Source organism: Mesorhizobium sp. CNPSo 4670 (genome assembly GCF_057784235.1).
On record NZ_JBWJFQ010000011.1, the window covers coordinates 16,267 to 31,556 of the forward strand.

Annotated in this window: 10 protein-coding genes; 3 read left to right on the forward strand and 7 right to left on the reverse strand. The window is 65.3% G+C overall.

The annotated features are described in order from the left end of the window. Positions 1-31: 31 nt before the first annotated feature. The 3 genes from accD (at position 32) to AC0ZT5_RS18960 (ending at position 2,851) form a co-directional block, all read left to right on the forward strand. Positions 32-958 carry an acetyl-CoA carboxylase, carboxyltransferase subunit beta gene (gene accD, locus AC0ZT5_RS18950; protein WP_488497661.1) on the forward strand — a complete coding sequence of 309 codons (927 nt, stop codon included), beginning with the start codon at positions 32-34 and terminating at the stop codon, positions 956-958. A 120-nt stretch (positions 959-1,078) separates the two neighbouring features. Continuing rightward, positions 1,079-2,404 carry a bifunctional folylpolyglutamate synthase/dihydrofolate synthase gene (locus AC0ZT5_RS18955; RefSeq protein WP_488497662.1) on the forward strand — a complete coding sequence of 442 codons (1,326 nt, stop codon included), beginning with the start codon at positions 1,079-1,081 and terminating at the stop codon, positions 2,402-2,404. 27 nt (positions 2,405-2,431) lie between these two features. Next, the gene (locus AC0ZT5_RS18960; RefSeq protein ID WP_488497663.1) at positions 2,432-2,851 is read left to right on the forward strand and encodes a VOC family protein; all 420 of its coding nucleotides are present in this window, start codon (positions 2,432-2,434) and stop codon (positions 2,849-2,851) included. A 29-nt stretch (positions 2,852-2,880) separates the two neighbouring features. Here AC0ZT5_RS18960 and AC0ZT5_RS18965 read toward each other — a convergent pair whose 3' ends face one another. The 7 genes from AC0ZT5_RS18965 to AC0ZT5_RS18995 all read right to left on the reverse strand — a co-directional run bounded on the left by AC0ZT5_RS18965 (position 2,881) and on the right by AC0ZT5_RS18995 (position 15,237). Next, entirely contained in the window at positions 2,881-3,162 is a 282-nt protein-coding gene (locus AC0ZT5_RS18965; RefSeq protein ID WP_095083181.1) for a cupin domain-containing protein, read from the reverse strand. A 132-nt stretch (positions 3,163-3,294) separates the two neighbouring features. Beyond that, on the reverse strand, positions 3,295-3,618 hold the full coding sequence (trxA, locus tag AC0ZT5_RS18970; RefSeq protein ID WP_013891648.1) for a thioredoxin: 324 nt from the start codon (positions 3,616-3,618) through the stop codon (positions 3,295-3,297). 75 nt (positions 3,619-3,693) lie between these two features. Further along, positions 3,694-7,206: a double-strand break repair helicase AddA gene (gene addA / locus AC0ZT5_RS18975; protein WP_488497664.1), complete on the reverse strand. Its 3,513-nt coding sequence runs from the start codon at positions 7,204-7,206 to the stop codon at positions 3,694-3,696. Continuing rightward, positions 7,203-10,337, reverse strand: coding sequence for a double-strand break repair protein AddB (gene addB / locus AC0ZT5_RS18980; protein ID WP_488497665.1), 3,135 nt, complete (start codon positions 10,335-10,337; stop codon positions 7,203-7,205). Before addB ends, addA begins: the two co-directional genes overlap by 4 nt. 60 nt (positions 10,338-10,397) lie before the next feature. Then, complete coding sequence (locus AC0ZT5_RS18985) at positions 10,398-11,165, reverse strand: nucleotidyltransferase family protein (RefSeq protein WP_488497666.1); 768 nt, start codon at positions 11,163-11,165, stop codon at positions 10,398-10,400. Then, the gene (gene tsaE / locus AC0ZT5_RS18990; protein WP_488497667.1) at positions 11,162-12,673 is read right to left on the reverse strand and encodes a tRNA (adenosine(37)-N6)-threonylcarbamoyltransferase complex ATPase subunit type 1 TsaE; all 1,512 of its coding nucleotides are present in this window, start codon (positions 12,671-12,673) and stop codon (positions 11,162-11,164) included. The genes AC0ZT5_RS18985 and tsaE overlap by 4 nt, the downstream gene beginning before the upstream one ends. A gap of 8 nt (positions 12,674-12,681) precedes the next feature. Beyond that, positions 12,682-15,237 (reverse strand): sensor histidine kinase, encoded by a 2,556-nt coding sequence (locus tag AC0ZT5_RS18995; protein ID WP_488497668.1) that lies wholly within the window; start codon positions 15,235-15,237, stop codon positions 12,682-12,684. Positions 15,238-15,290: the final 53 nt, after the last annotated feature.

A 15,290-nucleotide genomic window follows, 5' to 3' on the forward strand; every position in this document is an offset into this window, starting at 1 on the left:
GGGACTCTTCGTCAGGACAGGAGCCGAAGCGATGAACTGGATCACCAATTACGTTCGCCCGAAGATCAATTCGATGCTCGGCCGGCGCACCGACATGCCCGAGAATCTCTGGATCAAGGATCCGGAGACCGGCGAGATGGTGTTCCACAAGGATCTGGAATCCAACCAGTTCGTCATTCCGTCCTCGGGCCACCACATGAAGATTTCAGCCAAAGAACGGCTGAAGTTCTTCTTCGACAACGGCAAGTACGAGACCCTGGACAACCCCAAGGTCATGCAGGATCCGCTGAAGTTCCGCGACGAGAAGCGCTATGTCGACCGGCTGAAGGACGCCAAGGCCAAGACCGGCTTGGAAGACGCCATCATCAACGCGCTGGGGACCGTCGAAGGCCTGCCGGTGGTGGTGACCGTGCAGGACTTCGCCTTCATGGGCGGCTCTCTCGGCATGGCCGCGGGTGACGCGATCGTGCACGGGTTCGAAGTCGCCTTGCAGCGCAAGCGGCCGCTGATCCTGTTCGCCGCCTCCGGCGGCGCACGCATGCAGGAAGGCATCCTGTCGCTGATGCAGTTGCCGCGCACCACGGTTGGTGTCGACCGGCTGAAGGAAGCCGGCCTGCCCTACATCGTCGTCTTGACCAATCCAACCACCGGCGGAGTCACTGCCTCCTACGCCATGCTGGGCGACGTGCACATCGCCGAGCCGGGCGCGCTGATTGGCTTTGCCGGGCCGCGTGTCATCGAACAGACCATCCGGGAAAAGCTGCCCGACGGGTTCCAGCGCTCCGAATATCTCATGGAACACGGCATGGTCGACATGGTGGTGTCGCGCCTGGAGATGCGCCAGACCATCGCACGGCTGCTGAAGATGCTGCTCAAGATGCCGGAGGAGCAAAAGCCGCTCGAGCCGGAAATCCTGCCGCCTGCAACAATTCCGGCCGAGGCACGGCCACAGGCTTGACGCGACTTTCTTCGCCGCGAACCGCGATTGCGCCATGTCCGTGGCGCGCTGTAGCTTTTTGATTGCCATGGCCATTGTGAAACCGATTCTGGTTCCCGGGCCATGGGCCAGGATTGTGCCATGAAAACGCTTGCCGCCGACCGCGAAATCGAAGCCCTGATGGCGCTTCACCCGAAAGGCTTCGACCTTTCGCTCGACCGCATTTCACGGTTGCTGGAGCGGCTCGACGACCCGCAGGAACGGCTGCCGCCGGTCATCCATATCGCCGGCACCAACGGCAAAGGCTCGTGCGCCGCGTTTTCACGCGCACTGCTTGAGGCGGCGGACTACCGCGTCCATGTCCACACATCGCCGCATCTGGTGAACTGGCACGAGCGTTACCGGCTGGCCGCCGATGGCGGCGGCAGGCTGGTTGACGACAGGGTGTTCGCCGATGCCATCGCCCGGGTCGCCAGGGCCAACGAAGGCGAGCATATCACCGTCTTCGAGATCCTCACCGCTGTCACCTTCCTGCTGTTTTCCGAACACCAGGCCGATGCCGCCATCATCGAGGTCGGGCTTGGCGGCCGTTTCGACGCCACCAATGTCATCAAGGAACCGGCGGTTTCAGTCGTCATGCCGGTGTCGCTCGACCACGAGGCCTATCTCGGAGACCGTGTCGAACTGATCGCCGCCGAAAAGGCAGGCATCATCAAGCGCGGCTGCCCGGTGGTCATCGGCGCGCAGGAAAGCGAGACGGCGCTGCAGGTGCTGATCGAGACCGCCGAGCGGCTTGAATGTCCGACCTTCGTCTACGGCCAGGATTTCCTCGCCTTCGAGGAGAACGGCCGCATGGTCTACCAAGACGAAGACGGCTTGATGGACCTGCCGCCGCCACGGCTGCCCGGGCGCCACCAGTTCGCCAATGCGGCGGCGGCGATCGCGGCGGTCAAGGCGGCCGGATTCGAGATCAGCCATCGCGCCGCCGAGAAGGCGATGACCAGCGTCGCCTGGCCCGGCCGCATGCAGAAGCTGGCGCAGGGCCGGCTGGCGGAGCTGGCGCCGAAGGGCGCCGACATCTGGCTCGACGGCGGCCACAATCCGGGCGCCGGCGTGGTGGTCGCCGAAGCGCTGGCCGAGCAGGAAGAGAAGAACCCGCGGCCGCTCTTCCTCATCTCGGGCATGATCAACACCAAGGACCAGAGCGGATATTTCCGCGCCTTCAAGGGCCTCGCCCGGCATGTCTACACGGTGCCGGTGAGCCTGAGCGACGCCGGCGTGCCGAACGACGAACTGGCGATCCGCGCGACGGAAGCCGGCCTGACGGCCGAACCGGTGAGTTCCGTCGCCAGCGCGCTGATGCTGCTGCGCGACACCTGGGACGGTCCGCCGCCGCGCATCCTGATCGGCGGTTCGCTTTATCTGGCCGGTGCGGTGCTCGCGGAAAACGGCACGCCCCCGACCTGAGGTTGGCTTTCGGCGCAAGGAGCAGTCATGATCAAGGTCAAGCAGCTCGCTCACGTCTGCATCTTTGCCCATGATCTGGAGGCGACGCGAAGCTTCTATCGCGATGTCCTCGGCCTGGACACACAGTTCAATTTCCTGCGCGACGGCAAGATTTTCGGGTTCTACCTCGATTGCGGCGGTCGCAGCCACGTCGAGGTGTTCCAGAAGGACGGGGCCAGCTATAGCGACCTGAACCAGATCAACCACTTCTGCCTTGAAGTGGAAAACATCGATGCAGCGATCGCCCATATCAGGTCGAAGGGCATCGACGTCACGGCAAAGAAGCTCGCCTGCGATGACACCTACCAGGCCTGGATTCGCGACCCCAACGGCGTGAAGATAGAGCTGTTCGAGTATACCGAAAAAAGTGCGCAATTCGCCGGAGGCGATCGTATCGCCGACTGGTAATGGCGCCTGCCTCCCGATGGCCTTCGCGGTTACTTCAATTCGATCTCGATAAAGGCGTATTCGCCCTCATTGGCGTTGATGACGTCGTGTTCGACGCCCTCCTTGCGGAAATAGGGCGCGCCCTTCTTCATCTCGGCGAAGGATTCGCCGTCCTTGGTCAACAGCTTCACCTTGCCGTCCATCAGCGGCACGACGACATAGTCGTGGCCGTGGCGGTGCCAGCCGGTGTTGTCGCCGGGCGCAAAGCGGTATTCGGTGACGATGACGCGCTCATTGTCGATGAAGACGGTGGCCTTGGCGGATCCGGTCATGGGCGTTCTCCTTGCTTCTCGTGACAACAGAAGACATGGAGTGCGCAGGCGTGAGGGCCAGAACCACCCACCGATGACGCCAACAAAAAGCCCGGCGCGAGGCCGGGCTTGATGTCAGGAATTTGGGACGGATCAGGCGAGGCTGCCATTGATCCAGTGCGACAGCGCGGTCTTGGGTGCGGCGCCAACCTTCATGTCGGCCACTTCGCCGCCCTTGAAGATCATCAGCGTCGGGATCGAGCGCACGCCGAACTGCGCGGCGAGCTCGGGATTCTCGTCGATGTTCAGCTTGGCGATCTTCACCTTGGCGCCGAGTTCGGTGGCGATGTCTTCGAGCGCCGGAGCGATCATCTTGCACGGACCGCACCATTCCGCCCAGAAATCGACGACGACCGGTACGTTGGCGTTAAGTACATCGGCCTGGAAATTGCTCTTGTCGACCTTGACGGTGGTCATGCGGAAAATCCTTTCGAAAGTTTTTGTCGCACCAAATGTGGTGGTGATCGCGCCCTTCTTCAAGCAGGTGTTGTGTCACGCTCCTGTGAGTCGAGCAAGGGCGTCATCCATGGCACTGGCCGGCAGTTCGATCAGCCGCGGCGCTTCGGTGAACAGCAAGGCCGCCTTCACCGCGCGTCCGGAATAAAGCGGCTGCAGCAGGGCGCGATAGAGCGCGAGTTGCAGGACGTAAGCCTGCGGGACCTCGACCAGGGAGGCGGGTGCCGGCCGGTTGGTCTTGTAGTCGACGATAGAGACCGCGTCCGGCGTCACCGCCAGCCGGTCGATCTTGCCCGAAATCGAACGCCTTTTGCCCTTGACCTCCAGGCTGCCCATGATCGCGACCTCGGCGCGCGACGATGGCGCAAACAGCGGACCGAAGCCGGGATCGGCGAGAATGCTGGTGACTGAGGCCAGGGCGTTTTCGCGCTCGCCGGCAGACCATTGCCCTCCGATGCGGGAGAGGTAGCGTTGCGCCGCGCCCTCGCGTTCGCCCTCGGCAATGCCCGGCAACATTTGCAGCAATTTGTGCAAAGCGAGCCCGCGCAGCACGGCAAAGCCTGGCTCGGCATCGGCATCGAGCACCGGCGAAGCCTTGTCGACCACCGCTTCCTTGCCTTCGTCGATGAGCGCCGAGGCACCGGATGGCGACAGCGGACGCGGCAAATCCTCGAAAGGCGGCAAGGGCCGGAACAGGGTCGCCGGCAATGGCTCGAAACTGTGCGCTTGCAGCGCCTGCTCGCTGGAAACCAATGCGATGGGCGGCAGCTTGGTGACGTGAAAACGATGCACCGGATCGCCGCCGGCAGGATGCGGGCGCTCCACGCTCTCAGGCGCACCGATCAACGCGCGGCTGACGATCGAGTGCCAGGTGCCGGTGTTCGGCACCCGCTTGCCGTGGTAGCCGCAGACGATCAGCCGATCCTCTGCGCGGGTCATGCCGACATAAAGCAGCCGGCGGTATTCGTCGTCGGCGAGTTCCCGTGCCCGCACCGCCGCAGCCTTGGAAAACCCATTGGCGACGTCGCTGGCCGAGCGCCAGAGATAGCCCTTGCCGTCCCAGCCCGAACCGTCGAAGGGCATCAGGCGCGGCAGATGCTGGTCGCTGAACGGCGCCGAACCGCCGTCGACCAGGAACACGACCGGCGCTTCCAGGCCCTTGGCCGCGTGCACGGTCATGACGCGAACCTCGTCGCGCGTCTGGTCCATCTCGCGCTTGATCTCGGGGCCGGCATTCTCCAGCGTCGACAGGAAAGCTTCCAGCCCGGGCAGGCCGGTTCGCTCATCGGTGAGGCAAAAGCTCAGGAACTCGTCGAGAATGTCGCCGGCCTCGGGCCCGAGCCGCGCGATCAACCTCTTGCGCACGCCGTCGCGCGCCAGCAGGCCTGCATAGAATTCGAACACCGGCTTGAAGGCGGCCTCGTTCGTCCAGACGTCGAGCTGGGCGACGATCGCCGCCAATACCTCGCTTTCACCGGCATGGGCGCGGAGCGACGTGATCAGCGACAGGCCAGCCGGCCTCTCCGCAGCAAGCGCAAAAAGCCTCTCTTCCGGCAGGTCGAAGATCGGGCTGCGCAGGACGGCTGCGAGCGACAGATCGTCCTGCGGCTGGATGAGCAGATGGCCGAGCGCGATCAGGTCCTTGACCGCGATGTGTCCGGGCAAGCTCAGCCGGTCGGCGCCGGCAACTGGAATGTCGCGGCGCTTGAGCGCCCGGGTCAGCGCATGGACGAAGCGGTCGCGCTTGCGCACCAGCACCAGCACGTCGCCCGGCCGCAGCCGCTTGCCACGGCCTTCGATGATCTCGCCGGCGCCGATCCAGCCGGCGATGGTCGCGGCGACGTTCTCGGCAACGCGCACCGCCGGCGCATGGGCATGGTCGATCGCTTGCGTCCAGTCGTCGGGCTCGTCGACGACGTCGGCACCGACCGACGGCCAGACTTCGACATAGCCCGGCGCATCGGTGCGGATCGCCTGGTGGCGCAGCGGATCGGGATCATGGCTGATGCCGCGCCGCACGATGGGATCGGCAAAGACGCGGTCGACCGCCGTCAGAACGTCGTCGGTCGAGCGGAACGACCAGGTCAGCTTGAGGTCGGCGAAGGACGCCTCGGCATCACGCACCCGTCCCGCAAACAACAGCCGGCTGTCGGCGAACGAATCCGGGGCGGCGCCCTGAAAGGAATAGATCGACTGCTTTTCGTCACCGACGGCAAAGATCGTGCGATGCACCCTGTCGCGGGCGCCGAAGCCGGCAAAGAACTCTTCCGCCAGCCGCTTCACCACCTCCCATTGATCCGGGCTGGTGTCCTGCGCCTCGTCGAGCAGGATGTGGTCGATGCCCTGGTCGAGCTTGTACTGCACCCACGGGCCAGCGTCGGGCCGCGCCAGCAGATTGACCGTGCGGGTGATCAGGTCGTTGAAGTCGAGAAAGCCGCGGCTGCGCTTCAGCACTTCGTAACGGGCGATCAGCCAGTCGGCTATGGTCAGCGCAGCACGCGTGCCTTCCAGCATCCTGAACAGCGCCAGCCTGTCGACCGTTTCGACGATGACATTGGCCGTCGAGAGATAGCGTTCCACCAGATCCGGCAGCCGGTCGACCAGGGTCTTCTTGAATGCCTTGGCCGGATCATAGGCGTCGCCATCGGTCTTGAGAAAGGCCCTCGCCAGCAGTTGCAGACGGCGAACCGGGTCGCTTTCGGCGAAAGCCTGACGCGCATAGGGCAGGATGTTGTTCAGCACCGTCCTGGCATCGGTGGCATCTGCGGCCTGGGCGAAGCCGGCAAAATAGTCGGGCAGGAAACCCGTCAACGGCCAGACCGATGCCGCTATGCCTTCGGCGGTCTGGCCCGGGCGGAAATGGAATTCATCGAACAGCGCCTGGAAACGCGTCCCGTCGCGCCCGACGGCGTCGATGAAATTGCGCAGGCCGTCGCGCTTGCGCACGATCTCGCCCAGCAAGGCGTCGAGCCCGGCTTCGCCGCCACGATCGAGAATGGCGGCAAAGGCCTCGGCCAGGTCCATGTCGCCGGCGGTCGTCCCGGAAATCATGTCGCGGCGCGCGGTGGCGAACAGCGATGCCTCCATCGGTGGATCGAGCATCTCGAAATGGGCCGGGATGTTGGCCTCCAGCGGGAACTGGTGAAGCACCGATTCGCAAAAGGCGTGGATGGTCTGGATCTTCAGCCCGCCGGGCGTTTCCAGCGCCTCGGCGAACAGGCGCCGCGCCCGGCGCATGGTCTCAAGATCGGGCCGGCGGCCTTCCAGCATTTCGATCCTTGCCGCAAGCTCCGCGTCGGCGAGTGCCGTCCACTCCGACAGCGTAGAAAAGACCCGGTTCGACATGTTGGCGGCGGCGGCGCGTGTATAGGTCAGGCACAGGATCTTTGACGGATCGGTGCCGCCCAGCAGCAGCCGGATGACGCGCTGGGCTAGCACATGGGTCTTGCCGGAGCCGGCATTGGCCGACACCCAGGCGGAATTCTGGGGGTCGGCGGCGCGAGCCTGGCTGGTCGCGGTGTCGCTGGGAATGGGATAGGCCTTCTTCATGCCTCCCCTCCCTCGTCGCCGGCATCGCCGCCGGCGGACCATTCGAGCACGCGGGCAAGGTGGTCGTAGTCGCCATCGGTCTCGCCTTCGCGAAACGGCAGCGCGCGCGACAGATAGCCGGTCGCCGGGTCGGCATAGTGGATCAACAGCTTTTCCAGCCGCGCCCAGGCCTCTTCGGCAAGATCGGTGGCGGTGCGCGGCTGGCGATTGTGTTCAAGGATCGATTCCTCGAACACCTCGCCATTCGGCTTCAGCCGCACGAACGCCAGTTGCGAGGGTTCGCGGGCGCCCAGATCCTTGAAGGCGCCGCGCCTGAGCAGCGCGCCCTCCAGTGCCAGTTGCGGTGCGAGCAGCGTGTGCGCCTGCGCCTTGGACGGCGACGAGCCTGTCTTGTAGTCCAATATATCGGCCATGCCACCGGCCAGCAGGTCGACGCGGTCGGCATAGCCGGACAGCGTCACGCCGGACTGGCCGACGACGGTCTTGCCGGCACGCTCTTCGGCATGCCGCCGCATCACCGCGCCGGCGCGCGTGCGCTCCCACTCGATGATGTTGGCGGCGAGTTTTTCGAAACGCGGCCACCACACCGCCTCGACATCGGCCGGAAGTGCGGCTTCGGCAAAGCAGGCGCGGCCGGCAGCGATGAGGCCGGCGAGCGCGTCGGCTGCGCGCGGATCGGCAACGCGCGCCGAGAACACATGCAGGATGGCGTGAAACAGCGTGCCGCGCTCGGCCGCACCGGGATCGCGGATGACCGGATCGAGCGGCATCAGGCCGAGGATTTTTCGTGCATAGACGGCGTACGGATCACGCCGCAGGGTCTCGATCTCGGTGACCGAGAAATGGCTCGGACGCACCGACAAAGGCGGCTTCGGCTGCGGCCGCGTTGCGAAATCCTGCCTTGGGCCGGTATCGAGCGCGCGTGCCCAGGCGAGCAATTCGTCGCCCCGCCGGCGTAGTTCAGCGGCCTGGTCGTTACCGATGAAAGTGAGCAGGCGCTGCAGCCAGCGCGACGGCACGGCAGGCGCGTCGCCGGCACGCGCCGAGCGGGCCAGCACCACCGTCTTCGCACCCATGGCCATCTGGAAATCATGCGCGGCGAGGCCGATGCGCCGTTCGGGCGGTTCGAGATCGATGCCGGTCTTCATCAGCCGCGACATGAAGCGGTCGCTCTCGGGCTTGCGCGGCCACACGCCCTCGTTGAGCCCGCCGATGACCAGCGTGTCGACATCCTGCAAGCGCGCTTCCAGCGCGCCCCAGATGGCGATGTTCCTGTCGGTTCCCTGTGCCGGCTTGACCGTTTCAGGCGCGATCAGCGCCGCCATCACGTCGGGCCACTCGTCCGCGGCGAAGGACAGCGGTGCAGACGCGGCGACCAGCCCGCGCAGCAATTCGGCAAGCTTCTCGCCGGCGTCACCCGCATAGAGCGCGCCAAGGCCGCCATCGGCGGTGCGGCCGAGATTTTCGAGCGCCACGACGCTGGCTCCGACCAGCGCTGCAAGGTCGGCGTCCGCCTGGCCGCGAAACGCCGCGAGCGGCGCCAGCGCCTGTGTGAGACGTTCGAGCAAATTCTTCGCGGCTTCGATGGAGCGCAGGGTGAGACGGGAAAACCAGAAGGGCTGCCGGCTGCCGCCGCCAAGGCCGGTGAGACGGGTTTCGAACGGTTCCGGTAGCGAAACGATGTCGGGGCGGCCGGTGCCGCCGCGCAGCGCCACCAGTTCGACGAGTTCCGCCGCGTGGCGCATATCGGCCCGTTCGAGGCCAAGCCCAAGCAGCGGATGCTTGAGCAGTGACAGCAAGCCAATGGGATCGCCTGGCCGGAACACCGCCTCGAGCGCCAGCCCGAGCAGGCTGGCGGCCGGGGTGTTGGCGAGCGGCGTGCCACCGGAATCGTCGGCAACGACGCCGAACCGCAGGAGCTCGACCGAGACGCGCCGCGCCAGCGCGCGGTCGCCGGTCACGAGAGCCGCGCGTTGGCCGGGCTCTTCGATAGCGCGCTTGAGCGCGACGGCGATCGCGACGGCTTCATCGCGTTCGCTGGCGGCTTCGAGCAGCGTCACACCGGCAAAGGCCCCGGCAATGTCGGGCGCAGAAAAGCCGTTGCGCGTCTCGGCCCACAATTCGGTGGTTTCGGCCGGCCGCAGCGCTTCGCCGACCAGGGCGGCGCGGAGCGCAAGCCGCGGCTCGGCTGTGCCGATCTCTTCGACATCGCCGCGCAGCACACCGATCTTGCCGATCAGCCTGGCGAGACCGTATTGCGGGTGGCCGAGCACGGCCGGACGCGCGCCGGGTGCGGCGATTGCCTGGAACGACGCTTCGTCTAGCGTCCGGTCGAGACCGGGCAGCACGATGGCGCCGCCGGGTAAGCGGGCAATCGCGGCAAGCAACTCGGCCGTGGCCGGTATCGAGCCGGTCGAGCCCGCAGCGATGACCGGCCCGGCTGGCGGATTGCGCTGCAGCCGTGCGGCTTCAGCGCGGATCAGCGCGCTGCGATGTGCGGCCGGGTTGGAGCGATCATGTTCTTCAAGGAATTTCGGCCACGCATCGGTGACGATGCCGAGAAATTCAAGCGTCACTTGCCACCATCCGGCAAGGTTACCGGTCACCAGGCCGGTGAGCTTGGCCCAATCCGTGCCTTCCGTCTCGATTTCGTCCATCAGCCGGGCGAGATCGCGCGACAGCCAGATCGCGTCGGCGGTAGAGGCAGGGATGACGATCTCCTCGGCGAAGAGCGCCGCGACATGCGCCGGCAGCCGGCGTTTCCAGGCGCGGACCAGCGGCGCCAGCAGCAACAGGCGTTCGCTTGCCGAAATCGGCGGCGCGAGGTCGATGGCGGCGGATGCCTCGGTTTCGAATGCAGCCTCATCCTCATCGAACTCGCCGAGCGGACGGATGACCGGCAGGATCGCCGACCCACCGCCGCCGCGTGCCGCCAGGCTGTCGACGAAAACACCCCGCAAGGCGCGCGCCGCGCGCCGCGTCGGCACATAGATGGTGACGTCGGCCAAAGCCAGCGGGTCGCCGACAAACCGGAACCCCGGAACAAGGCGCCCGGCAAGCAGCGCCTCGGCAAGCGTCGGCAGGAACGGCGCTCCGGAGGGAATTGAGAAAACGCGGCTTGAGCCGCTCATTTCACATTAGATCGTTGTGCGCCCACTTGGGCGCACAAAAGATGATCTAACTCTTTGTATCTACGCATCGTGCTTTCCAAAAATCGAATCCGATTTTTGGGCCGATGCGGTGGCTAGCGCGCCGGCCACCGCCGCTTCCGCGAGCGGAATGGCATCGGGCGTGCCGACGGTGATCCAATGACCCTGCATCGGCATGCCGAACAGCCGGCCGGCAGCAATGGCGGTGTCGAAATATGCGTTGAGCGAGCGCGGCCCGGGCTGCGCATCCTCGAACAGGCGCGGATGGACGATCGCCGCTCCGGCATAGATCAGGCCGGCCGGATCGCCTTTTGATCGCCGCAAGCCGCCATCCGGCGCCACCAGGAAATCGGTGCTGCCGCAGTGTCCGGTCGCCTGATGGAGATCCGCCAGCATCAGCAGAATATCCATTTTCGCCGCGTCCCATGCAAGGGCAAGACGGCCGAGATTGAGAGGACCCTGGTCGATCCAGAAGGTGTCAGCGTTGAGGATGTAGAAGGGTTTTCCGCCCAGCTCGGGCAGCGCCTTGACGATGCCGCCGGCGGAATCGAGCAGCTTTTCGCTCTCATCGGAGATGATGATTTTTGGCCTGCGGCGCGCCGCGACATGGGCAATGATCTGTTCGGGAAGATAATGGACGTTGACGACGGCCTTGCCGACACCGGCGGCGGCCAGGCTGTCGAGCCCCCAGTCGAGCAAGGTCTTGCCGGCGATCTTGACCAGCGGCTTGGGAATGGTGTCGGTGATCGGCCGCATGCGCTTGCCAAGCCCGGCGGCGAGCACGATGGCAGTGTCCGGTCTTGCTGTCACAGTGCCCGCTCCTCCAGCAAGCCGTTGGCGTTGTAGAACTCCCGCAGGCTGGCCAGCCCCGGATGAGACAGCGCCCGGCGCAGATAATCGCGAATGCGCGGCAGGTGCTTCAGATAATATGGCTTGCCGTCGCGCTTTTCGAGGCGGACGAAGATGCCTAGGATCTTGGAGTTTCGCTGCGCCGCCATGATCGCGTAGGATTCCAGGAAGCCTTCTTCGTCGAAGGCGCCGGCTGCGTGGCGCGCCGCGACATAAGCGTCGAGCGTCTCTCTCTCGATCTCGGGCGACATCGTAACACGCGCGTCCATGGCGAGCGAGGCAACGTCATAGGCACACGGACCGATCAGTGCGTCCTGGAAATCGACGATGCCGAGCCGATCATGCTTGGCTCGATCGCCGCGCCAGATGATGTTGGGCGAATGGAAATCCCGCAGCATCAGCGTGGTTTCGCGGCCTTGCAGCCGGTCGAGGTGCGCGTTCCATTGCTTGTGGTAACCGGCACGCAGGGTATCGCTTGCCGGGCCGCCCGATATCGCCGGCACGTACCAGTCGACCAGCAGATCGGCTTCGATCATCATGGCGTCGCGGTCGAAAGGCGGCACGTCGTGGAAGCCGCCTTGCCCCGTTGCCAGGCGCTGCGGCCAACTCCTGCCATGCATCATGGCCAGCAGTTCGGCCGCCGCCGAGTAGCGCGCGGCCACCGGTTGGCCATCGCCGTTGAGAAATCCTTCCGAACCAAGATGCTCAAGCAGCAGGAACCCCTGATTCTGGTCCTCGGCATGGATTTCCGGAACGCTGACCCCACCCGCCTTCAAAGCCCGGTCGATGGCGACGAAGGCGGAGACCGACTGCGCGGTGTGAGCGATCTCGGCATAGGGCTTGCCGTCGCGGACCGGCGGCCCGAGCACCAGCCGCGGCGAGTTCATCAAGACCTGCGGCTTTTGGCCGGAAAGCGAGACAATCTCGTAGGAGCGGGCCGAGGCATCGCCGATGAAATGGCGGCGCCTTGCGTCGCCCCAGCCGGCAGTTTGGAGAAAGTCGCGCATGGCCAGCGATCGCGCCACGCGGTCGAAGGCGGCGCCCTCGCCCGACAGCCGGGCTAGCCGTCCCTCGCCATGCTGAACGAGTTCGATCAGAACCGAGGTTTTCGGCAGGTAGCCTTCGGCTCGTTCGGGCCATTCGACCAGAGCTGCGCCTTGCGCCAGGGCTTCGTCGAAACCAAGTTCGTCAATCTCAGGCGCCGAGGACAGGCGGTAGAGATCGAAATGATGGACAGGGATGCGGGTGTCGTAGCTCTGCACCAGCGTGAAGGTCGGACTTGGAACCTCGAGACCAGCATCGTCGGCCAAAGTCCTGATCAATGCCCGCGCCAAGGTGGACTTGCCGGCGCCGAGGTCGCCCTTGAGGGCCAGGACATCGCCTGGGCGCAATGACATCGCCAGATCCTCGCCCAGCAACGCTGTCTGTGTCTCGTCGGCGAGTAAACGCTCCAGCACCAATCCCGTCATCGAGCGCGCTACTCGGCCGCGGCGCGGATGCCCGGCATGTCGGGAAAGGTGCAGATGACGGTCGTGCCCTTGTCCTTGCCGGTTTCAATGCGAACGCTGCCGCCATGCAGCTCGACAAAGCTCTTGACGATCGACAGGCCGAGACCGGCACCGCGCCGGCGGCCGCCATTGGCACGCGGCTCAAAACGGCGGAACACCGAATCGAGCAAATCCGGCGGCATGCCGGGGCCGTCGTCATGAACCGAGAATTCCACCCCGTCCGCCAGATGGCGGCAGGTGAGCCGGATGGTGCTGGCCTCCGGCGCATAGTTGGCGGCGTTGCTGAGCAGATTGTAGAGGATCTGGCGCACGCGGATCTCGTCGCCGTGGAACGTCTTTGGCGCCGCGGCGGCGTTGACCTCGAGCCTGATCGAATGCTCTTCCAGCCTGTCGGCCACCAGTTCGGCCGCGGCCGCGATGGTGCGATCGACATGCACCTCTGAAATGTCGAGCTGCATGATGCCGGCGTCGACCGTCGCCAGGTCGAGGATGTCGTTGACGATGGTGAGCAGGACCGAGGAGGACGAGCCGACATGCTCGACATATTCGCGCTGCTTCTGCGTCAGCGGACCGGTCGCCGGCAGCGACAGAAGTTCGGTGAAGCCGATGATGTTGGTCAACGGCGAGCGCAATTCATAGGAGACGTGCTGGACGAATTCGTTCTTGAGCTGGTCGGATTTCTGCAGCGCCTCGTTCTTGTCCTTCAGGGCCCGCTCGACGTTGACGCTGTCGGTGACGTCGACGAAGGTCATCATCACTTGCCCGTTGGGCAGCGGGATCATGGCGTAGCTCAGCACATTGCCATTGTTGAGTTCGGTCTGACCGTGGCGGTCGCGGCGCTCGTCATCGAAGCCGGTGATGGCGGCAACGAAGCCCGGCCAGGGACTGTCCGCCGCCTGCCGGTCGCAAAGGTCGCGGATCGTGGATACGTGCACATTGGGTTTTGCCGCGTCGCCGCTCAAGCCCCAGAGCTTGGCAAAGGCAGGGTTCGACAGTCGAAGCCTGCCATCGGGACCGAACACCGCCACGCCTTCGGCAAGATTGTCGAGCGTCTCGCCCTGCACCCGCACCGCTGTCTGGTAGCGGCTTTCGAGATCCATCTTCTCGGTCAGGTTCTCGAACACCCAGGTCACGCCGCCCTTGGGCTGCGGGTTGGCGACGACGCGGATGGTCTTGCCGTCCGGCAGATGCCACCAATGTTCCTGCGATTCGACGGCGCGGTAAGCGCCGAGCAGGCCTTCCTTCCAGCGGCGCCATTCCGGCTGCTCGGCGATCTTGCCCGAGCTGCGCAGCCGGTCGAGCAGCAGGGCATTGTCGGGAGCGCTGTGCAGGAAGCCGCTGTCGAGCCCCCACAGCTTCTGGAAAGCCTGGTTAAAGAACCGCAACTTCTCGTCGGTGTCGAAAATAGCGACCGCCGTGTTGAGCTGATCGAGTGTGTCGGCGTGGCTCCTGACGGTCCGTTCGTACTCGCTACGAACGGTCTCGATGGCGCTGGTGTCGCAGGCAAGGCCGGCCGAGCCATCCGCACCGGCAAAGTCGGTGACCGCGAACATACGGCGGTCGCCTTCGATCACGGTGGAAAGCGACTGCTCGAAGACCGGATGCGTCTTGTGCTGGGCGGCAATCGCATCGCGTGCCTGGCCGCCGAGGAACTCCTTTGCCTCGCGAACCGCGGCTTCGGCACTTTCGGCTTCGACCGCATCGGCATAGGCCCGGTTGACCCACTTCAGCCGCCCATCCTCGCTGCGAAGCCATGCCGGCATGTTCAGCGCGTCGAGCAGGCCGATCATCGTGTCATGGTCGGCCGCCAGCCGCTGGTTCTCGATCTTCAGCCTGGCCTGGCTGCGCTGCGTCTCCGAGAGCGAGACGAAACGCACCAGCACGTGGGCGGCGCTCTTGCGGCCATGCACTTCGAGCGGTGCGCCGGCCTGCGATTCGATGACGAGGTCGAAGTGTTTGGCCTTTTCGCGCAATCCCGCGATGGCGTGTTCGAGCGCCGCCGCCGAACGCGGCATCAGCCAGCGGCCGAAAGCAAGGAAAGCGGCCCGGTCCTCGGGAGCACCGCTTTCCACAGGCAATGTGCCGATGAGTTCGGGCTTCTTGTTTTCCGCGGCCCAGACGACCAAGCGCTGGTCGCGCAGATTGAGCAGCGCTTCCGAGCGGCGCAGGGCCGCGTTGATGTCGGCGAGGCGGCTCCTGAGTTCGACATTGTCCGCCGAGGTGCGGGCTCTTTCGCGGATGAGAACGATGGCCGACAGAAGTGCCGCGCCCGTCACGCCGACAAACACCGCAAGCTGCATGACCTCGACCGCGCTGATCGACATCCCGGCCGTGGTCACGCCGGCGGCTTCCGCATGCGCAACCGCATTGGCCAAGGGGCAGGCAAACGCGGATGTGGCAAGGAACAGTGCCGCGCGAGCACGCCATGAAAGGCTTCCGCCTTGCAAGGCGGAGCCAGTAACCCCCGAATCGTCTTGGCCGCCGGAAACGGCCCGTCCCGCTCTGTGCGGGTGTTGCCCCGGCATGTCTTGGTCCTCTCCGCCGCCTGAATGCAAGACCGCCCTGATGCGCGCCTCTC